The organism is Roseateles sp. GW821-FHT09H11 (assembly GCF_059415845.1).
The window spans coordinates 717,098-739,364 of record NZ_JBWKOA010000003.1 but is presented as its reverse complement, the minus strand read 5'-3'; the positions used below and the strand labels follow the sequence as shown (position 1 = coordinate 739,364).

The 22,267-nt window shown below is 69.4% G+C and carries 7 protein-coding genes and 1 riboswitch; of the genes, 2 read left to right on the top strand and 5 right to left on the bottom strand.

Going from position 1 to position 22,267, the window contains the following annotated elements:
• Positions 1-98: 98 nt before the first annotated feature.
• The 5 genes from AC07PR_RS13920 to AC07PR_RS13900 form a co-directional block, all read right to left on the bottom strand.
• Positions 99-428: a hypothetical protein gene (locus AC07PR_RS13920; protein WP_377152867.1), complete on the bottom strand. Its 330-nt coding sequence runs from the start codon at positions 426-428 to the stop codon at positions 99-101.
• On the bottom strand, positions 428-17,611 hold the full coding sequence (locus AC07PR_RS13915; RefSeq protein ID WP_495135632.1) for a two-partner secretion domain-containing protein: 17,184 nt from the start codon (positions 17,609-17,611) through the stop codon (positions 428-430). The genes AC07PR_RS13920 and AC07PR_RS13915 overlap by 1 nt, the downstream gene beginning before the upstream one ends.
• 44 nt (positions 17,612-17,655) lie before the next feature.
• Positions 17,656-19,464, bottom strand: coding sequence for a ShlB/FhaC/HecB family hemolysin secretion/activation protein (locus AC07PR_RS13910; RefSeq protein WP_495135631.1), 1,809 nt, complete (start codon positions 19,462-19,464; stop codon positions 17,656-17,658).
• An 86-nt stretch (positions 19,465-19,550) separates the two neighbouring features.
• Positions 19,551-19,652, bottom strand: a riboswitch (cyclic di-GMP riboswitch).
• Between the two features lie 183 nt (positions 19,653-19,835).
• On the bottom strand, positions 19,836-20,213 hold the full coding sequence (locus AC07PR_RS13905; RefSeq protein WP_495135630.1) for a DUF7079 family protein: 378 nt from the start codon (positions 20,211-20,213) through the stop codon (positions 19,836-19,838).
• A complete protein-coding gene (locus AC07PR_RS13900; RefSeq protein WP_495135629.1) occupies positions 20,210-21,052 on the bottom strand; it encodes a hypothetical protein in 843 nt (280 codons plus the stop codon). The genes AC07PR_RS13905 and AC07PR_RS13900 overlap by 4 nt, the downstream gene beginning before the upstream one ends.
• Before the next feature lie 169 nt (positions 21,053-21,221).
• Here AC07PR_RS13900 and AC07PR_RS13895 point away from each other — a divergent pair, with 169 nt between their 5' ends.
• Positions 21,222-21,824, top strand: a complete 603-nt coding sequence (locus AC07PR_RS13895) for a 2-hydroxychromene-2-carboxylate isomerase (RefSeq protein WP_495135628.1) — start codon at positions 21,222-21,224, stop codon at positions 21,822-21,824.
• 191 nt (positions 21,825-22,015) lie between these two features.
• Positions 22,016-22,267 carry a hypothetical protein gene (locus AC07PR_RS13890; RefSeq protein WP_297532022.1) on the top strand — a complete coding sequence of 84 codons (252 nt, stop codon included), beginning with the start codon at positions 22,016-22,018 and terminating at the stop codon, positions 22,265-22,267.

The following is a 22,267-nucleotide window of genomic DNA, read 5'->3' as shown; positions in this document are numbered from 1 at the left end:
CTGCTGCTGCGTGTACTTGCCTCCGCTCTTCTTCGCGAGGTCAGCCGCCTTCTTTCGTCCATTGGGGTGCAGCTGTCGGAGGATTGCAGTGCGGCGGCTTACTCTTCAATCACTCGCCAACCCTTCAAACATTGATCGAATTTAATGAGGCAGTCGATTAACCCAACAAAATCCGGACCACTCAGCTCAGTTTCAAAGAGCCAGTAGCCAAGATTACCCAGTTCCTCGGGTAGGTCGATCATCTGCTCCTCCGCGCGCCTCATCGCGTCTTTTAGAGGCGCGTATTCCGCGAGCCGAGCCACATCTGGAGAAAATGTCCGATGCTTATCAAGCGATTGCTCCAGATTAACTGCCAATATTCGTAGTCGAATCTTGTCGACGTTTGCGTCTCCTATCACCCTGTAGCCCGTTGGCTTCGCGTCATCCATCATTTCCCCTTGAGTGTTCCGATTTTCACCGGCTCGTTCCATTGAGAACGATTGGCAACCAGCGTTTGCTCTCCGCCACCAACACCTTTGTATGCACCTTGCTCGATTGGAGCGATCGTGCTCACGAACACCTGCGGCGTTGCCCCGGTCTTCGGCGTCATCGAATAAACTTCAAATCCTAGTTGTGTTCCGCGTATTGCTTGTTCCGCCGGCAATCCCAATTTTTGCACAATTTGCTCAGGCGGAAGTTTTGACAGCTTTTCATACTCTGACTTTGTCATGAAATATGGCGAATACGGTCCAACGCCATCATCCCCGATAGCCTTCTTAGGGACGATCTTGATGAGCTCTTCGCCTGGGGCTACGATTCGGGACACCGGCAACTCCGCTCCTGACTTGACCACGTTCTCGGCATATCCGATTGCGCGCTCGGTAGTATTTCCAGCTGCCTTGTACTCCTCTACCACTGCCCTGAATTGCGCGCTGTTGGCAACATCAGCGGAGACTTTTACCCCTTGGGTCGTAAATCCGTCGCCATAAGTCAATTTCGCTTGAGCACTTAGGGTCGCCTGCTCCGACGGCCCTCCAATCTTGATGCCCTTCGAAGCTAATCCTTCCTCCGCAGCCCACAGACTCTTTGGCAAGTATTTACCTACCAGTGCAATAGTACCTAGTTTTGCGGCATCGATGCCGATTTCAGCGAGGGGGTCACGTTCGCCTGGGTAGCTCGCAGGATTAAATGCCGCCAATACGCGCGCGCCTTCGGTTGATGTGTAGGTACCGAAGAGCTTGTGTGTGCCATCGCTGGCCTGCTCTGAACCCGCGTAGGCAATATATCCTCCGGCTGGAATTGCCACACAAGTAATTACAGTCCCGGCGCACGTAAGGACACCTCCACTTGCCAAAAGTCCTCCACCCACCATGGCGCCAGCGCCAAGCGTAGCGTTGGTGAATCCGCCCACCCTCCGACTCAATTCACCATTACGTGTAATCGCGTCGCGCCAACCGTCCGGCCTGGTGTATTCAAACATCCCTCCCTGCGTCAAATCCGCTTTTTCAGCTGAGTATCTATCGCCTTCAGCTTGCAATTGAACGAGGTATTGCTTGTTCGGATCCGAGTTGGGTACACCGTCCGCACACCGGGTCAGCGCACAGGCGGCAGCGTCCAAACGAGCTTGTTGTTCTGGAGTTTTTCCGGTCTTCAATACGGCAAGCCGTTTCGATTCCGTTTCGTGCAGTTGCCGATTGTTGTAGTCCTCGTTCAACCCAGCCGATGCGCCATCAAATCCACCGCCGGCCGCAGCGCCGATACCCGTCGCCAGGGCCCCACTGGCCAGCTTCGACAGTGCCGACGCCCAATCGTTGTTTCCCTTCTTGTCAGGGCCGAATCCGGCCTCTGTGAGGGCCTTTTCCATCGACGACTGGAGCTTGTCCAACTGGTCGGCTGCGGCGGCACTGCCGGCCGCCCCCAAGGCTCCGCCCAAATCGCCAGTGAGCGCCCCGACCACCGAATGCATCGCTACCCGGTATGCGCCGCCTTCATCCCACTTCTTGGCTTCCGTGTTGAGCGCCTCGGCGGCCTTTGCGTCGCCGGCGTTCTCAGCGTCCTTCGCTTGCTTGCGAAGATCTGCGGCCTTGTCGCCCGCAAACGTACCCACCTCCTTCGACGCCTGCGCCCCGAACTCCGCCACGATCTGCGCATTCAGCTTCGCCTGCTGTGCCAGGTCTTGCCCGTTCCAGCCTTGCGCGAGCTTGCCCGCCGTCGCATCGTTGGTCGCCCCACGATCCAGCTTGTCGAGCGCGGCCTGGCTCGCCGCATCCCCGCTGGTGATCGTCGTGCTCCCCGCGCTGATCGTGCTGCGCGTCGTGCTGCGGTCGTCGTCGCTGTCCTTGAACGCGCCGGCCATGCCGCCGCCCGTCCCCGCGCTCACCATCACGGCGCTCGCCTTGAACTGGCTGCGGTTCTCGATGTCGCTGGTCGTCAGCGTGCCGGTGCTCAGGCTGTTGTTGCCCGCATCGATCGACGCCTGGCTGCTCGTGATCGCCCCACCCTTCAGGTCGGTGTTGCCCTTCACGTTCACCTGGAAGCCGCCATCGCCCGCGCGGATGCCCGCCTGCTCGCCAACCGCCGCGAAGTCCGCGGTGACCTTGGACTGGCTGAAGTTGCCGCTGGCGCTCGAGCCGTACCCGATGGTCACGCTGCCGCCGGCGCTCATGCTCTTGCTGTCGAACTTGGCCGTGTCCTGCAGGCTTTCGATCTTCAGATTGCCACCGACATCGACGCCCACCTTCGGTCCGCTGACCACCGCGCCTTGCAGCGTCGCGTCGCCGCCGGACTCCAGCTTCACCGAGCTGCCGCCCGTGACCTGCGTCGTCGTGAAGTAGTTGTCCGTGCCGTCGGAGTTGCCCTTGGACACGCTGGCCGAGGCGGTGAAGCCTAGGCTGTTCTGCTTGCCCAGCGTGACGCCGATCCCCACCGAGGCGCTGGTGCTGCTGTCCTTGCTGTGCTGCTCGCTGCTGTTGCCCGCGGCCAGCAGGTTGATCGCGTTGTCCGCCTTGATCAGGACATCCTGGCCCGTCAACGCGCTGCCGCGCACCGTCACGTTGGAATCCGCGCCGCCGCCGCTCGCGATCAGGCTGAGGTTCTTGCCCGCAGAGATCGCGCTGCTCACGGCCTGGTCCGACTCGTTGTGCTGCGTGCTCTTGCTCTGCGAGCTGCCCACCGTCAGGCTGAGTCGGATGCCGGCGTTCTGGTTGGCCTCGTTCATCGCCTCGCCGAGCTTCTTGATCTCATCGACCGCCTGCATCGCCTTGGAGATCGCCGTCGCCGCCGCGAGCGCCTTCATGCGGTCATCCTGCGTCTGCGTGACGTGCTCGGCCGCCTTCGTCGCATCCATCGCGGTGGTGATCCCCGGCGCGCTCAGCGCCAGCGTCACACCGGCCTGCTTGAACTTCGTCTCGCTGTCCTGCGCGGACTTGTTGCGCGCCTCCTCGATCTCGATCGACTTGGCCTGGATCGTCACGTTGCCGCCCGGCGCCTGCACCTCCGAACCGATCTGCTTGTACTTTCCGCCCGCGAGGATGTCCACGTCGCCGTTGACGCTGCCCACCATCGAGCCCTGGTTGGTCTCCTGCGTGGACTTCGTCGCCTGCGACAGCTCCTGCTTGCCGATCGTCACGCCGATCCCGCCGCCGCTGAACAGCCCCGACTTCACCGTCTTCTTGAACTGCTCGGTGTCGACCGAGTTCGTCACCCCGTCGATGGTGATGTCGCGATCCGCGATCAGCTTGGTGCCGTTGTCCGACACCGCCTGCGCCGCTGCCAGCGTGATGTCGCGGCCGGCCACGATGTTCACCGTGTCGCCCGACACCGTCGTGCCGATCGCCGTCGTCTCGTCGGTCTTGTTGTAGGTCGTGACCGTCTTCTTCTTGAACAGGCTCTTCTTCGTCTTCTGCGTCATCTCCTCGACGACCGAGTTCGCCTCGCCCGCGAGCAGTTGCACGTCGCGCCCCGCGCCCAGCGTCACCTCGCCCTGCGCGCTGGCGATCTGCGCCGCCGTCGCCGTCAGGTCCTGCCCCGCCTTGAGCACGATCGCGCCCTCGGCCTGCAGCGCCGTGCCCACGTCCTGGTGCTGGCTCTCCTTCTTGTAGTTGTTGGCGTTCTTGATCTCGTCGCGCGCGCTGGCCGTCGTCACCGTCGTCAGCGACAGATCGCGTCCCGCCTGGATCAGCACGCCGCCGTCCGCGCCCGCGCCGTCCGCACCGCCCTGCGTGATCTGCACCGCCTGCAGCGTCACGTCGCGTCCGGCCTGCACCACCATCACGCCACCCGCGCTCAGCGAAGCGACCTGATCCAGCACCGTCGCCTTCGTCGTCACGTTGCCGCGTTGCGTGCCGCCGCTCGCGATGGTCGTCTCCATCGCAATGTCGCGACCGGCCACCAGACTCATGTCGCCCGTGGCGTTCAACGCACCGCCGATGTTGCGCAGGTCGTCACGCGCGCTCAGCGCCAGCGTCGTGCCGCGCATGTCGCCGGTGTTGGCGATGTTCTGCGCGGTGATGTTCACCGCGCCGCCGCGCACGTCGCCGCCGTTGGTGAAGTCGCCGCTCAGCGCCATCTCCACGCGGCCGCCCGCGATGAGCGAGCCGCTCGGCAGCAGGTCACCCTCGCGCGGCACCAGGTACACCTGCGGCACCAGCACGCGCTGCGTCGTCCCGTCCGCCAGCGTCACCGTCTGCTCCACCAGCCACACCAGGTCGCTGGTGAGTTGCGACATCTGCTCCGCCGTCAGCGCAACACCTGGCACCAGCTGGTGCTCCTTGGCGAAGGTCGCGCCGTTGGTCAGCAGCGCGCGGTACTGGGACTCGTCGTCCGCGTAGCCCGACAGGTAGCCCGTGCCGGTCAGCTGGCCGATCTGCTCGCGCACCAGGCGCTGCTCGTAGAAGCCGTCGCCCAGGCGCTTCTGCGTCACCGCCGGGTCCAGCGCCATCGCCTGCAGCAGGAAATCGCTGGACAGCCAGTCCCGGTAGTTGGCGAAGCGCGGGTCGGTCTCGACCAGGTACTTCGACGTCGGCTCCTTGTGCGTCTTGAACAGGCTGTTGGACGGCGGCGTCAGGTTGATCTGCACGCTCAGCGCCAGCGGCTTGCCGTTGAAGGTCGCGCCCGAGCCGCGCACGCTCACGCCTTGCATCGCACCCGGCCGCTGCGACGAGGTCGCGGTGGCGGTCTGCACCTTGCCGATCTGCGTCGTCGCCTTGCTGTCGGGCGCGGAGCCGTCCAGCTGCGCGGCGGCTGCCGCACGCAGCGTCTGGCTGATCGCCGAGAGGCCTTGGCGCGCGCTGCCTTGAACACCGGGCTCGAAGCCGATGGTTTCGGACTTCTGCACGTTCTGGGTCGATGCGGCATCGCCGTCGCGCCACTGCGTCGTCAGTTGGGCACCCGCCACGTTCTGTGCGCCGCCCGCTTGCACGAAGTCGCCGTCGCGCGTCTGCTGCGTGCCGGCTCGCACCGAGGCGCCGGCATCGCCGGACTGGGCGGCATTCACCGCCTTGGCGGCGCCGTTGACGCCGGCGCGCAGGCCAGCGTTCACCGCGCCGACACCGCCTGCCGCGTTGCCCGCATCAACAGCCTCCGCCACCAGTTGACCGCCGCTGCGCCATTGCGCGCGCCCCTGCGCGCCGGTTTGCGCCGCGTTGCCCTGGTTGACCTGCTGCATGACCCGGTTGATCAGCCCGCCCAGGCCGCTGCCGCCGCCCGCCGTCGCCTGGCCGTAGCTTCCCGACGCCTGCTGTGACGCGACGCCGCCCGTGCTCACGCCGCCCGCCTGCTGGCGGCCGCCGGCGCCCTGCGCATCGGGAATGAACGACTGCGCCTGCGACGGCAGTACCAGCGTCGCCTGTCGCGTCACGCCTTGCGCATCCACGACATCGACCTTGTGCTCGACGTTGCTCACCTGTCCGCCGGTGATGGCGACGCCGGTGTACCCCACGACGCGGCTCATGTCGTTGCGGATCGACGTGGCGCCCAGCACCGTCAGTTGCCCGCCCACGATGATGTTGGCCGCCAGCGACTGCGTCACCGTCGCCGGCTCACCGCCGCCGATCTCGACCGAGTGGGTCACGCGCATGTTCCGATGCGTGTTCTGCCAGTCCCGCAGCGCCTGATCCGCCGTCTTGCCGTTGAGCTGGATGGTGGTCGTGTATTCCTCGTAGATGCCAGTGCTCGGCGAGTAGTCGATCCTCAAGGACGACGGAGCGCCCGCGTTCGGATTGGTCTGCCACGCCAGGTAGGGATTGAGGTTGTCGATCGTGCCGGCCTGCAGCAGCAGATTGCCCCGCGCCTCGATGTTGGCGCCGCTGTTGAGCAGCGTCGCGCCGGTCAGGCTCATGTTGCCGCCGCTGCGGATGAAGGCCTTCGTCTCGAGGAAGGCCACGCTGCCGCTCCCCGAGCTCGGCGCGACCTCGCTGCCGCCGGAGGTGTCCTCGGGCGCCGTCTCCGTCAACTCGCCGTTGCCGGGCTTGCCGCCGCCGCTGCTGCCGCCGCCGCCAGTGCCGCCCGATCCCGTGCCCGCCACCTGCCCCGTGCTCACACCCGCCAGCACGGTCCGGTTGACGATGGCCCCCGTCATGTTGAGGCCCAGCGCGCTGCTCGCCTCGATGATCGAGTTCTCGTTGAGCAGGCTCGCGCCGGACATCGTCAACGTGCCGTCCGCGAAGATCAGCGCACCGCCGGTGTTGGAGATGTCCCGCGTCAGCGCCGCGTCGATCGAGCGCCGGCCCGCGATCACCGCCGACACGCCGCCCTCCGCGCCGTTGACCAGCTGACCGCCGTCGATGAGGACGTCGCCGCCGTAGATCCGGCCGGTGCCGAGGTTGACGACCCGGTCGGCCGTCAGCCACACGCCGTCGCCGTCGATCAGGCCGCGGTTGGTGAGCTGCCCCGCCGCCGTCAGGAAGGTCTGCGCACCGCTGAGTTCGCCGCTGGCGGCGTTGTCGATGCTGGCCGCCTGGATGGACAAGGCGCCGCCGCTGCGCAGCGTGCCCTGGTTGCTGAAGTTGCCCGAGAGGTCCAGCGACAGGTTGCCCGCGGCCTGGAACTGGCTGCCCGCGCCGTAGCTGAAATCGCCGGCGAGCTTCACCGTCATGCCCGCGCCGCTGCTGATCTGGCCGCCGACACCGCCGGCGAGTTCGCGCAGGTTCAGGCCCATCGCGTCGCCCGACCAGATGCGGCCGCCCGCGTTGTTCAGCGACAGCGCCGAGGCCTGCGCCCCGTCACCGATCGACTGCGTGCCCGACGAGCCCAACGCGCCACCGGCGTTGTTCAGCGCCTGCGTGATCGTCAGCCCGAGGTTGCCGCTGGCCAGCACCTGGCCGCCGATGTTGTCCAGCTGCTGTGCCTGCACCGTGACGTTGCCGCCCTGGATGCCCTGGCCGCCGCCCGAAGTGTTGGTGTTGTCGACACGGCCCGCCGCGTTCAGCGTCAGCGTGTTGCCGCCGTAGATCAGGCCGCCCTGGTTCAGCACCTGCTGCGCGGAGGCGTTGAGCGACTGCGCGCCGACGACGCGACCGCCCTGGTTGTCCAGCGTGCCGCCGACCGTCAGGCCCAGCGACGACGCCGACAGCTCCGCGCGGTTCGTCAGCTGGCTCACCGACACCTGCGCGGTGGTGCCCGCGCTGATGCCGTTCTCGTTGGTCAGCGCGCCGGCGTTGATCGCCATCGCGCCTTGCGCGTGCAGGCCGGTCGGCGTCGAGACGCCCGCATCGCGCGTGTTGTTCAGCGCCGCGCCGTGCGTCTGCACCGACATCGATCCGAGCGACTGCAGCAGGCCGCCGCGGTTCTCCAGCGTGCCGCTGTCCGTCGTCAGCGATTGCGAGGCGAGCAGGCGCCCGCCAGTGTTGTCCAGCGTCTGGCCGCGCGTGTCGATCGCGACCGTCGCGCCCGAGACCTCGCCCTGGCGGTTGATCAGCGAGGTCGACAGCAGGTCCGCCGTCTGCGCCGCCTGGATCGCGCCCTGGGTGTTGTCCAGCGCGCCCTGCGCGCGCACCGTCACGCCGCCTTGCAGGCTCGCGATGCGGCCTTGCTGGTTGCCGACGGAGGCGGCGGTCAGCGTCACGCCCTGCTGTGCCAGCAGGTTGCCGCCCGCATTGAGCAGCGCGCTACCGGTGGTGAGCGTCAACGCGCCGTCGCTGCCGACCGCGCCGCCGCGGTTGTCCACGGCGCCGGCGTTCAAGCTCATCGTCGAGCCGCTGCGCAGTCGACCGCCCTGGTTGTCCAGCGTGCCGCCGATCGTCGCCTGCAGCGTCGAATCGCTCTGCAGCAGGCCGTTGCCGCGGTTGGCGAGGCTGGCCGCGCGCACGTCGAGCGCACCCGCGCTCGCCAGCGTGCCGCCCGTGTTGTCGATGGCGCCGTCGATGCTCAGTTGCGCCGCGCCGGTGCTCACCAGGTTGGCGCCGCGATGGTCGAGGCTGCTGCCCGTGACCGCCACGCCAGCACCTTGCGTCTGGGCATTGGTCAGCGTCACCGCGCCGGTCGCGCCGATCGTCAGCGCGCCGTTGCTCAGGATCTGGCCGTTGGCGCCGTTCAGCGTGCCGGTCGACAACGTCAGCGGACCGCTGCCCGCCTGGACGAGCGCGCCGCGCACGTTGTCGATCGCCTGCGCCTGCAGGCGCAGCAGCGAGCCGCCCGACTGGATGCGGCCGTCGGTGTTGGTGATCTGGCCGCCGACGTTCGCCGTCAGTTGGCCCGTCGAACCGACCTGCGTCAGCGATCCGCCGACGTTGCGCCAGTCGCCCGCCGTGAGGCCGACGTTCGCGCCGCTCAGCGTCGCGCCGTCGGTCGACAGCAGGCCCGCGCTCGCGAGCATCAGGTCGCCGGCACTGGCCAGCGCCGCGCGGTCGAGCCGCAGCGGGCCATTGCTCGAGGTCAGCGATGCCGCGGCCGCTTGCAGGCGGCTGTCCTGGAGTTGAAGCTCACGCCCGCTGATGGTCAGACGACCCGCCGACAGCATCGCGCCGCTGGACTGCAGCGTGCCGGTGGTGCGCACCGTGAGGTCGCCCTGTGCGGCCAAGGTGTTGTCCGGACGCAGTCCCGCCGCCAGCGAGCCGGTGCCCGACAGCGACGCGGCATCGATCGTCAAGCCGCCCTGCGCGCCGATGGACCCCGTGTTCGCGAGCGCATTGCCCACGTTCAAGACGGCATTGCCTTGTGCGTAGACGGCACCGCTGTTGTTCAGGTCACCGGTCACGGTGAGGCGCGTGTCCGCGCCGGACTGCAGCGCACCCGCGTTGGTCAACTGGCTCGCACCGACCGTCAGCGCGCCCTGCGCATTGATCAGCCCTTGCGCGCCGTTGGTCAGCGTGCCCACCGTCAGGTCGACGGCACGGGCACCGATCTGGCCGCCCGTGTTGTCGAGCGCATTGGCCTGCGCGCGCAGGTCGCCGCCCGCGACGATCGCGCCGGCGGTGTTGTCGAGCGTGCCCGTGACGCGCAGTTGCGCATCGCCGGCGCTCAGCATCTCGCCGCCTCGATGGCGCAGGCTGCCCGCCTCGATCGTGAGCAACGCGCCTTGCGTCTTCGCCTGGCTCAGATCGACTGCGCCGGTCACCGCCAAGGTCACCGCGTGCGCGCCGAGGATCTCGCCGCCGACGCCGTTCAGCGAGGTCGCATCGATCCGCATCCCGTCGGCACCCGCGTGCACGACGCGCCCTTGCGTGTTGTCCACCGCGCCCGCCGAGATCGTCAGCGTGCGCCCCGCCGCGGCGATCTCGCCGCGCGTGTTGTCGAGCGCGCCTTGCAGCGTCGCGCTGAAGGTCGCGCCCTGACCGGTCTGCGCCGTCTGCGTCACGGTGCCGTCGACGTTGGACCAGCGCTGCGCCGTCACGGCGATGCCGGCGCCGGAGACCGTCGCCGCGCCGGTGTCGAGCGCACCGGCGCTGGTCAGCGTCAGCGCGCCGGAGGACGCCAGCGTCGCGCGATTCAGCTGAAGGTCGCCCGCCGTGGCCGTCAGCCCGACGGTCTGCGCCTGGAGCCTGGCATCCTGCAGTTGCAGCGCCGTGCCGCTCAGCGACATCGCGCCAGCGGCGAGGGTCTGGCCGCTCTGCTGCAGCGCGCCCGTGCTGCGCAGCGTCAGATCGCCTTGCGCGCCCAGCGTGTTGTCCGGATTCAGCCCGGCGACGAAAGCACCACTGCTCGCGATGCTGGCCGCCTGCACGGTCAGCGCGCTCTGCGCGGCCAGCATGCCGGTGTTGCCCAGCAGGCCGCTGGTCGTGATCGTCATCGGGCCGCGTGCGTACGCGGTGCCGGCGTTGGCGAACGCGCCGTGGACCGTCAGGTCCATCGCCGCCTGCGATTGCAGAAGGCCTGCGTTGTCCAGCCGGCCCGCCTCGATGGTCAGCGCCTGCACGGACGCGATCAGGCCCTGCGCACCGTTGTTCAAGCGGCCCGTCGTGTTCAGATGGACGCCTCGACCGTCGAGCTGACCGCCGGTGTTGTCGATCGATCCGGCGCTCACGCGCAGGTCCTCGGCGCTCTGGATCATGCCGCCGGCGTTGTCCACGTCGCCGCCGACCGACAGCGTCGCGCCGGCCTGGCTCAGCAGCTGTCCGTCACGGTGGCCCAGGCTGCCCGCCTGCAGCTCGATGCCGCGCGCCTGCGTCAGCGCGCCATTCAGGGTCACCGCGCCCTGCGCCAGCACGCGCAGCGCGCCCTTGCCCAGGATCTCGCCGTCGCTGCCGTCGATCTGCTGCGCATTCAGCGTCAAGGTGCCCGTGCCGGCGTGCAGCAGCGTGCCGTCGCGGTTGTCGAGCGTTTGCGTGTTCAGCGTGACGTCGGTGGCGTTCGCTGCGATCGAGCCGCCCTGGTTGTTCAGCGCGCCGGAGACATCGACGCGCAGTTCCCCCGCGGTGGCGGTCTGGGCGACGTCGCCGGCGACGTTGCGCCAGTCCGTGGCCGTGATTGCCACCGAGCCGGCACCCAGTGTCGCGCTGGATGTGTCGAGCGTGCCGGCGGCGGTGAGCGTCAGTCGCTCGCCGCCCGTCGCCACGGCGCGATCCAGCCGGACATCGCCGGTCAGCGCGGACATCGTCACGCGCTGCGCCTGAATGCGGCTGTCCTGCAGCGCCAGTGCGGCACCGCTCAGCGTCATCGTGCCGCCCGCGAGCGCGGTGCCGCTGTGCTGCAGCGCGCCCGATGCGGTCAACGTCAGATCGCCGCGCGTGCCGACGGTGTTGTCGGCGTTCAGGCCCGCGGCGAAAGCGCCGGTGCTGGCGATCTCGCGCGCGTTCACCGTCACCGCGCCCTGCGCCGTCACCGTGCCGCTGTGGGTCAGCACGTCGGCCCGGACCAGCGCGTCGCCTTGCGCGCGGATCGATCCGCTGTTCAGCAGGCTGCCGCTCGCGCGAACATCGAGGTCGCCGCCGGCTTGCATCGCGCCCGCGTTGCTCAGGCTGGCGACATCGGCGGACAGTCGTCCCTGCGCCGCGATCAGACCTTGACCGGCGTTGACGATCGACGCGCCGGTCAGCGCCACATCGCTGGCGCCGATCTGGCCGTCGCGGTTCGTCAGCGTGCCGGCGTCGATCGCGAGGCTGCCGCCGGCCTGGTGCAGGCCGCTGGTGTTGTCGAGTTCCCCGGCGACCGTGAGCCGCGCCGCGTGCTGCGCGAGCAGCTCGCCGCCCCGGTTGTTCAGGCTGCCGGCGGTCACCGCCACGCGGTCCGCCTGCGTCTTGGCGCCGCTCAGATCCGCGGCGCCGGTGACGTTGAGCGTCAGGCCGCCGTTGGCGGCGATCGTGCCGCTCGCTCCGGACAGCGAGGCCGCATCGATGCGCAGTTCGCCGGACACGCCGCCCGCGTGCACGATCTGTCCCGCCGCGTTGTCCAGCGTCGCCGCGGACAGCGCGAGCGACGCGCCATTGCCGGCGATGCGGCCACCGTGGTTGTCGAGCAGGCCCGTCACCGCCGCGGTGAAGCTTCCCGCCGCGTCGGTCTGGCCGATCTGCCCGCCGGCATTGCGCCAGTCCACCGCCGTGACGGCAACGCTGGCGCCGCTCATCCGGCTGCCTTCCGTGTTCAGCGTCGTGCTGCTGTGCAGGTCGAGCAGTCCGCTCACCGACAGCAGCGCGCGATCGAGACGGAGTTCCCCGCCGCGTGCCGTCAGCGCCACCGCCGCGGCCGAGGTCTGGCTGTCCTGCAGCAGCAACGCGGCGCCGTCCAGCAACGCGCGTCCGGCGGCCTGCGCCGTGCCGGAGTGCTGCAGCGTGCCGGCCGCCGAGATCGTCAGGTCGCCCGACGTGCCCATCGTGTTGTCGGGTCGCAGACCCGCCGCGAAGGCACCGACGCTGGCGATGCGGTCCGCGTGGACCGTGAGATCGCCTTGCGCCGCGATCATGCCGCCATGCGTCAACGCGCCGCCGGTCGTGATCGACACCGCGCCCTGTCCGTAGACGCTGCCGGTATTGGTGAAGGCGTCGCCGACGACCAGCGTCGCGTCGCCGCGCGATTGCAGGGTTCCCGCGTTGGTCAGTTGGGCCGCATCGATGCGCAGCAGCTGGGCCGCCGTGACGACACCCTCCGCGCCGTTGTTCAGCAGACCATCCGCGCGCAGTTGCACCGCGCGCCCGTCAATGCGGCCGTCGTCGTTCTTCAGCGAACCAGCGCGCAACGTCAGCGCCTGGGTCGACTGCAGCAGGCCGCCGGTGTTGTCCAGCGCGCCACCGACCGTCAACGCGGTCTGACCATCGCTGACGAGTTGCCCCTCGCGGTGGCTGAGGCTGCCCGCCGCGACGGCGATGTCGTGGCCTTGCGTCCAGGCCCGGTCGAGCGTCGCCGCGCCGCTCACGTCGAGCGTCACGTCGCCCGCGCTGGCGATGCGGCCGGCGGTGCCGGACAAGGTCGTCGCCGTCACCGACAGCGTTCCCGTGCCCGCATGGGTGATGTCGCCGCCCCGGTTGTCCAGGACACCGGCGTTCAAGCTGACCGACTGGGCGTTGGCGCCGATGCGGCCGCCCTGGTTGTCGATCGTCCCGATGACGTCCGCGCGGAAGGCGCCAGCCGCGTCGGTCTGCGCCAGCGATCCCGCCGCATGACGCCAGTCGGCGGCCGCGATGGAGACGCTGCCGCCGCTCAGCGCGGCGGCGGAGGTGTCCAGCGCGCCCGAGGCGGACAGGCTCAGTTGCCGCGTCGCGGCCACGGTGGCCTGCGCCAGGCCCAGATCACCGGCCAGGGCCTGGAGCGAAACCGTCCCCGCCTGCGTCCTGCTGCCCTGCAGCGCCGCGCGTTCCGCGGCAAGCGAGAACGTGCCGCCCGCGAGCGACAGCCCGCTGTGCGTCGCATCGCGCGCCGTCAGCGTCAGGTCGCCGCGATCATCGACGGTGTTGTCATTCTTGAGGCCGGCGGCGAAGGTGCCGGTGCTGTCGAGCGTTCCACCCGCCACGACGACGTTGCCGCGCGCGGCCAAGGTACCGGTGTGATGGAAGGTCTCGGCATTCACGCGGGCGTCGCCCTGCGACACGATCAAGCCGGTGTTGTCGAGCACGTCGCGCACCGCGGCGGAGAGATCGCCCGCGGCCTGCAACTGACCCGCGTTGGTCAGTCGGTCCGCCGCCATCGTCAGCGACGACGTCGACGAGATCAGCCCCTGCCCCGCGTTGTCGACGGTGCCGCCGTTCACCGTGATGCCCGCGCCGCCGATCTGGCCGTCCCGGTTGGTCAGCGTCGCCGCCTGCACCGTCAACGGGCCGCCGCTCTGGACCAGGCCGGCGGTGTTGTCGAGTGTGCCGGTCACGCTCAGCTGCGCGGCGTTCTGCGCGATCAGCTTCGCCTCACGCGTGCTGAGACTGCCGGCGGTGATGGCCACGCGGTCCGCCTGCGTGAGCGCCTGGGAGCCGCCCAGGTCGGCATGGCCGCCGACGTTGAGCGTGAGCCCGCCGGCGCCGGCGATGGTGCCGCCGGCGCCGTTGAGCGTCGTCGCGTCGAGGCGCAGTTCGCCGCTCGCGCCGCCGGCGTGGATCACCTGACCCGAGACGTTGTCGATGCGCTGCGCGCTCAGCGACAGCGCCGCGCCGTTCCCGGCGATGCGACCGCCGGTGTTGTCCAGCGTGCCGTTCACCGTGGCCGTCAGGCCGCCGATCGCGGCGGTCTGGGCGATCGCGCCGCCGGCGTTGCGCCAGTCGGCGGCCGACACGGTCACCGTGCCGCCGCTCACCTGCGCGTTGTCCGTGACCAGCCCCGCGCCCGTGAGAAGGCTCAATCCATCGGTCGCCACCACCACGGCGCGATCCAGGCGCAACTCGCCGCCATGCGCCTGGGCGACGACACCCGCCGCCTGGGTCTGGCTGCCTTGTAGCTGGAGCTCGCCGCCGTCGAGGCGTGCGATGCCGCCGGCCAGGCTCGTGCCCGAATGCTGCAGCGTGCGAGAGGCATTCAGCGTCAGGTCCCCCGATGCGCCGATCGTGTTGTCGGCCCGCAGGCCCGCGGCGAAGGTGCCGCTGCTGTCGATCGCACCCGCGCGCACGCTCAGCGCGTCGCCGGCCGCGAGGGTGCCGGTGTGCGTCAGCGTGTCGGCATCGACGGAGACCGCGCCGGTCGCGCGGATCAGGCCGCGGCCGGTGTTGTCGAACTGCTGGCTCGCGAGCTCGACACGACGACCGCTCAACTCGCCGTCGCGGTTGTCGAGTTGGCGCGCCTCGACAGTCAGGTCACCCGATGTCGTCAGCGTGCCGCCCTGGTTCGCGAGCGACTGCGTGCGCAGCGCCAGCGCGTCGCCGCCGGTGACGATCTTTCCGGCGGTGTTGTCGATGGTCTGCGCCGTCAGCGAGACGCTCTTCGCATTCGTCTGGATCACGCCCTGGCGGTTGTCCAGCCGACCGGTCAGCGCAACGGTCAGGTCGCCGCTGCCGCTCAGTGCCAGTTGGCCGCCGGCGTGGCGCCAGTCCTGCGCCTGGAGCGACAGGGACGACGCGCTCAATTGCGCGCCCGCGGTGACCAGTTCGCTGCCGCTCTTCAAGCCCAGCGCGTTGATCGCCTGGATCTGCGACCCGGTGAGGTCGAGACCGGCGGCCTCGAGCCGTGCATCGACCGCCAGCACCTGGCCGCGCAGCGTCATCGCGGAACCCGCCGACATCGCCAGCGCGCCTTGGCCGCCGATGCGGCCGTCGGCGCCGAGGCCCGCCGCAATGGTCGCGCCAGGGCCAGTCTGCAGTCGTTGCGCCGCGGTGGCGCTCAAGGCACCTTGCGCCGCCAGCAGGCCGGCGACGCTCAGGTCGCCGCCCGAGGACGCCGTCACCTGTCCGCCGTAGACGGAGCCGCCCAGTGCCACGTTCTCCTGCGCCGACAAGGTCAGCGCACCGCCCGCGCGCAGCTGCCCATCGGCGTTGATGGCGCGCGCCTCGATGCCGAGGCCCTTCGTCGAGGACATGGTCGACGACGCATCCTGGCGGACTTCGCCCTGCAGCGTCAGCGTCACGTCCTGGCCGCCGATCGCGGCACCCTGCTCCTGCACCAGCGAACGTCCCTGCACCGACACGCCGTCGCGCGCGGCGATCAGGCCGGCGGCGTTGGCGATGTCGGCCTGCCCGACGATCGCGATGCCACCCGACGCCGCCTGCAGTTCGCCGCGGTCGTTGCGCAGCTCGGTACCGGCCTGGACCGTCAGGCCGCCATCGGCGGCGACGCGACCGTCGCGGTTGTCGATGCGGTCCGCGCTCAGCGTCGCGGTGCCGGTCGTGCGCAGCGTCGCGCGTTGCTGGCTCAGCGTGCCGTCGGCCTTCAGCGCGATGGCACGCGCTTGCGCGTCCGCGCCATCGAGCGTCAGCTGCGCCGCCGTCGCCGACAGCGCGCCGTTGGACCACAGCGTGGCGCCATTCAGGTGGACCGATTGGCCGTCGATGCTCAGCGCGCCGCTGCCGTACTGCTCCAGGCTCGCGCCGATCGCGCTGAAGGCGTTCGCCGCGATCGACAGCGACGCGCCGTTGCTGGCCACTCGCGCGCTGTCGGCGGTCAGGGTGCCGTCGACGCGCAGCGAGAGCGCGTCGGTGCCGACCTGCAGCCATTCCGCCTGACGCAGATCGGCGTCGTGCGCCGCGATCGACAGCTTCCCGCCAGCGAGGCTCGCCGCCTGCGTGCTCAGCGTGCCGCCCGCCTTCAGGCTCAGCGTGCCGGTGGCCGACAGCTGCGCGCCGTCGGCGGTCAGCGTCGGCGCGGTGGCGGCGACCGTGGCCGCCTGCACCTGCGCGCGCGTCAGATCGACCGAGGCGCTGCCTGCGACGTCGATGCCGCTGCCGGCGATCAGCAGCGACTCGCGCGCCGCGACGGTGTCGCCGCCGAGCGCGATCGATCCGGCCTGGGCCTGCGCACCGCCGAGATCGAGCGCCGGCGCCTGCACCGCCAGGCGGTCCGCGGCCAGCAGCTGGCCGGCCTGCTTCGCCGACTGCGAGGCGGTCAGCGACAGCTGGCCGCCGCCGGCCACGATCGCGCCGTCGGCGGTCATGCCCGCCGCGGTCACGCTGCCGGCTTCGCCGTTCAGCTGCGGAGCGCGAATGTCGGCAGAGCCGCGCGACGCCAGCCAACCCGCGTTGCGCACGCCGGCGTTCGATTGCACCGTCAGCGCGGGCGTGCCGTTGGCATCGGCCTCCTGCGCGTAGACCGTGCCGGTGTTGTCCAGCCAGCCGTCCGCGCGCAGCGTCAGCTGTCCGCCGACCACCTGCCCGGCCTGGCGCACGCCGAGGCCCGCCTCGGTGCCCACCAGCGTGATGCGCTGCGCGTAGATGCCGCCGAGCGCGGTGCTGTCCAGCGCATAGCGCGGGCGCTCGCCCGTCGGCGCGAGCGACTCGCCGCCGGCGACGCCGGTCTCGTCCACCGTCATCACCTGCGAGCCGGTCTGGATGCGGGCGTCCTTGGCCCAGATCCCGGCGTTGATCTCGACCGCACGCGCGAGCAGCGCGGTGTAGTCGGTCGACGAGCCGTCCAGGCCCTGTCCGTCCACGCGGATCAGGCCGCCCTGAACGCCGTAGCCGGCGATGCTGCCGTCGGCGTTGAAGCGCGGCGTGCCGGTGGTCAGCACGGCCGCGCTGGCATTGATGAAGCCGGCGCCGTCGACCTGGATGCCGGACGGGTTGGCGATGACCACCTCGGCGCGCTGGCCGGCCACCTCGACGTAGCCCTTGAGCTGGCTGGGCGCGCTGCTGTTGACCTCGTTGAGGATCACGCGCGCGCTGCCGGTGGCCAGCCACGGGTTGGCCTGCACGTAGCCGCCGAGCTGCGTGCTGGCGTCGGTGCGCGCGTTGTTCAGGATGACGCCGCGCTTGTCGACGTCGAACTGGCTGTAGGTGTTGCGCGAGACGCCGGCGGCGCTCGGCGTCTGGATGTTGACCTGCACCGTGCCGTTGGCGCTGTTGACCACCGTCGGCTGCTGGTGCTTCGGCGCGTTGGTATCGGCCTTGACCTGCGCCAGCGCGTCCGGCGCCAGCGTGATCACCGCGCCCATCGCGAAGGCGGCCGCCAGCGCGAGCAGCGAGGGCGGTCCGCGCGACGCCGCGGGCACCGTCTCCACCGTCCCCAGCGCGCGACGCGCCGGCGCATCGCTCTCTCCGCTCGTGCCGCCCTTGCTGTGGCTCAAGGCGGTTTCCGCCACGGCCATCAGTTGGCCGCGTTGCTTGTTGAAGACGATTCGGTACTGAAGACGGTTCATCGCGATCTCAACGGAAAGAGTTCAGGGCCTGGCTCGACAGGAGCTCAGCGCGAATAGGTCAGGTTGAAGCCCGCGACGACGCGGGCTGCGGGGAAGCGGGACGGTTGCCACAGCGGCGCGCCGGCAAAGACCTCGAACGAGAAGCCCTGCGTGCGCACGCGCGAACCGATGACGGCACCGGTCAGATGGCGTCCCGCGAGGCGCTCGGCGCCATGGCCGCCGACCAGGCCCGCGTCGACGCCGAGGTACATCGACACGGCCGGCGACTGCTGCGCCGCGGACAGCGGCAGTTCCGCCTCGTTGCGCCAGAGCAGGCCGTTGTCGGCGGACAGCGACGCGTCGCTGCCGAAGCCGCGCACCGTGTAGCGGCCGCCGATCGAAAAGCGGTCCTGCGGCGTCAGCCGGTTCAGCGCGTACTGGCCGCGCAGCGAGGTGCTCAGCTGCAGCTGTCGGGCGCCGAGCGTCAGCGCGCCGTTGAGGCTGTAGCCGCCCTGCAGCAGGCGCACGCGCGAATCGCCCTCGCCGAAGGCTTCCTCGGGTGCGGACAGCGCGTGGAAGGCGCCGGTGCCGCGCTTCAGGCTGAGCTCGGCCTCGCTGCCGATGCCGCCGGCATTGCGCTTGAGGTTGATGCCGGCCTCCCAGCCGCCGGTGCGGCGGCGCTGGACCTCGACCTCGGCGTCGTCGATGTAGTTGCGCGAGCCGCGGCCGAACAGCTTCACATAGCCGCTGAACTTGTACTGGCCGTCGCGCCAGAGCATGCGGGTCAGCTTCAGCTCGCCGTTGCTGCTAGCGCCGCGATAGACGTAGGTCTGGTTGGCACCGATGACGACCTGGCGATAGCCGCTGCGGCTCACGGTGACGCTGATCAGCGAATGGCCCCACGGCAGCGAGTAGTGCAGCACGTGGCCGCCGGTGCCCTTGTGCGGGCCCTCGCGGTGGTCGACGCGGCGCGCGAACCAGTCGGCATCGCGATTCAGCGTCGCGTAAAAGAGGTCGTTGAGCGTCAGCGCGTGGTCCAGCGACGCGGTCAGCGCGAGCGGGTAGCGACCGGTGGCCTCGCTGCCGCTGTCGTCGAGCGAGACCTGCCAGCGCCACTGACGGCCGCCCTGGTAGCTGACGGCGAGGTCGCTGTAGCCGGGCTCGCTGGTGCCCAGCGCGGGCTCGACCTGGATGTCGGCCTGCGCGCCGGGGACGCGCTGCAGGTTCTCGAGCGCCTGCTCCATGTCGCGCAGGTTGAGCACGTCGCCCGGCTTCACCGGCAGCGCGTTGGCGAGCCGCACCTGCGGCGAGGTGCCTTCGCGCAGGCGGATCGCGTGGACGCGGCCGGGCACGACGGTCAGCACGAGGCGGCCGGTGGACAGGTCCTGCGGCGCCGCGAGGACGCGCGTGGTGATGAAGCCTTCCTCGATCAGCGCGTCCTGCAGGCGCGTCACCAGCGTGGCGATGCTGCCGGCGCCGAGGCAGCGGCCGATCGGCGCGTCGTCGCCCTGGGGACCGTCGAGCGCGCCGATCTGGCGCGCCATGCGGGGTTGGCCGTCGACGCCGCGCAGCTCGATCTGCGTGATCTGGAAGCAGGGGGACTCGTCGTCGCGCAGACGGGGGCGCGCCTGCGGCGCGCTGGCGCGCAGGCGGACGTCCGGTTCGCGTTCGAGCGACTGGCGCTGCTGCGCCTCGCGCTGCTGCTGGAGCTGGCGTTGCGCATCGGGGTCGACGGTGCCCGGGGGCAAGGACTGACCCCAGGCGGTTTCCATGCCGGCGCACAAGGCGGCAGCGATCGCGATCGTGGCCACCGTCGGCACGCCGACGGCCGGACGCCGCCGCGCGGGCGTCCGCGTTTCATACTTCTCTTGCATCCCTGCCTGCCGTTGGTCTGGCGTTGTTTTTTCGACCCAGGACGGGCCGGACAAGCGGCGATGCGTCACGAACCGGTCATTGCCGGTACGGCAACCCCGCTATCTCGAGTCGTGACATCTTTGGGATGTCGGCGCCGAGACCGGAGGCTTTGCGTCGCCGGCTCGCGCCGGTTTTGCCCTGGTCAGCCCCCTGGGTGTGACATCCCTCACGGAATGCACGCACTCAGGGGGAACTGAGGTAAACAACTGTATCGGAGGCAACAGGGCCGATACATCGCCTCCCGGGGGTGGTTGACGGGCGGGAGGGGGATGCGGTAGCGGCAGCCGACGACTCGCGAGCGCAAAGCTGCGACGTCGCGCGCGGCCTCAGTTCAACTGTCGGCCAGCATTTTCAGAACGCGTGTCCAGTCGCTTCGTGTGCTTGCCGTCCAACGTTGAATCGACCAACGTTGCCAGAGAGAGGATGTCGATCTCTGAAGCCGATGCTGCCGGATGGCTTGGCCCAGCGACTGTTCGTCGAACCCGGTCCACACACCGCCGGGTATCGCATGCAGATTCCGCCAGCAAGCCGGTGCGACTTCGGTTTCGTAGACACGCTGCAGTTCATCGACGGGCAGTCCCGTCGCCACCAGTTCGCGCGCGATGGCCTTCAGGTCGAGCTCATCGAGTTCCGTATCCAGGAACAACTGCGAGATCGCCAACCGCGCGGCGCGATGGGCGTCGTCGTCAATGAAGCGCATCTCGCTCATTCGCCCAGCCAGTTCATGACGTCTCGTTGGTCAAGGACCTGATCGGCCGCCGCACTTGCCGCAATTGCGCCGACGATGCCGCCGACAATGAACAACGCCGTCACGCACACGGGGGCACCAGGCCCGCAGAAGAAGCCTGCAGAGGCCGTTCCAGCAGCACCGCCAAGGACGCCACCCGTCAGCGTCGCGCCTTCCTTGACGCCCTGCCGCAGCTTGTTCTTCGCCTCCCAGATGTTGTAGATCGAGATGGCCACGGTCACGACGGCAAGACCCCGTCCGAGCATCCGCCAACGCGGGATCTGGCCGGTCACCTTCGGACTCGATCGGCCCGACGCGTCCACGATCTCCAGGAAGACCAATCGCTTCTGCGCCGCGGACAGCTCGGCGAAGGTCTGCCCCGGAAACAACTTCTTGACTGCCTTGTCGAGCGCCATCTCCAGCGTGAGGCCCTGCCCCTTCATCGCTTCCGCTCCTGCCCTGCCAATCGCAGATGTGATCGCGCGGATCTCTTCCATGATCATGTTCCGGGACTGCGCTGCGAACGCGGCGCCGTCCGCGGCGCTCATCTTTCCCGCGAGGACATCGGCGCGGATCGTGCGCGCCGCTTCGGCGATCCGTTGGACATAGGTGGCGCGCGCCTTCGCATCCTGGATGTATCGCCTCGCGAAGTTCAGGGCGGTCGCTTGTAGCGCGTCCAGGGCTTCGTCGAGGCCGCGCAGATCTTGCGTCTGCCGACCGATCGACGCGGGCGACGGCGACTGGGACAGGCAGTTGGTGCCCCTGTCCACGATTTGAGGATTGCTGATCTGGCACAGCGGACCAGGCGTTCTCGCGCTCATCGCCTCTCCCAGGAAATCTAGTTTGATGATAGCCAGCGTCCTTCAGTCGGAACGCCTGACCCTGACGTCAGGTGACCATGGTCATTCCCCGCATCACCCATCCGGCGGATGCGTCTCGAGCCGCGTCGAGACACCCTCCTACAATCCGCGCGCCTTGTCAGGAGCCCGCATGTCCGCACCGATCGACTTCTATTTCGACTTCGCCTCGCCTTACGGCTACATCGCCGCGCAGAGCATCGACGAGCTCGCGGCCGGGTACGGCCGCACCGTCAACTGGCACGCCATCGTGCTGGACGCCAACTTCCAGTCGCTCGAACGCATCCGCGTTCCCAACAGCGTCATGCGCAGCGACTACGTCCGTCGCGACGTCGTGCGGCTCGCCGCCTTCATGAAGGTGCCCTACAACACGCCGTCCTCGCTGGGCCTGCACACCGAGATGGCCGCGCGCCTGTTCCACTGGTTCAACGACCGCGACCCCGAGCAGGGCCGCAAGTTCGCCCAGGCCGTCTACAAGGCCTACTTCGTCGACGACCGCAACATCGCCCAGGGCGAGGTGCTCCAGGAACTCTGCGCCACCCAGCACGTCTCGCCCGACCAGCTCCAGGCCATCGCCAACGACACCGCCGCACGCGCCCGCCTGAAGGCCGAGATCGACCTCGCGGAAGCCCGCGGCGTGTTCGGCTCGCCGTTCTTCATCGTCGAGGGCGAACGCTTCTGGGGCAACGACCGCCTGCCGCAACTCGAACACTGGCTGAAGAACGGCCCGTACTGATCGGGCTTCGGCTCGACCGGGAGGTCGGGCCTGCCGGGCCTGCCGGGCCTGCCGGGCCTGCGGGCCCGTTCGGGGGCGGGCTCACCGACCGTTACTCCGTGTCCGCCGCGTAATGTCCGGCGTGACCGGTCATCGGCGACCTCCGGGACCGCGTTGTCTGACGCATGCAGTCCCCTTCATGGAGGTCCCACATGCGAACGCTTCGTCCCCTGCTCCTTGCGCTGGTCGCGGCTCCGCTGGTCGCGACATTGACCGGCTGCGTCGTGGTTCCCGCCCATCGTTATCACGGCTACGACCGCGGCTACGGCGACGGTGGTGGCTACGGCGCCGGTTATTCGGACGGCGGCCCGGTCGTCACCGGCACCATCTGGATCGACGGCTACTGGGACAACCGCGGCGGCGGTCGCCGCTGGATCCCGGGCCATTACGGCCCGCGTCGTTGA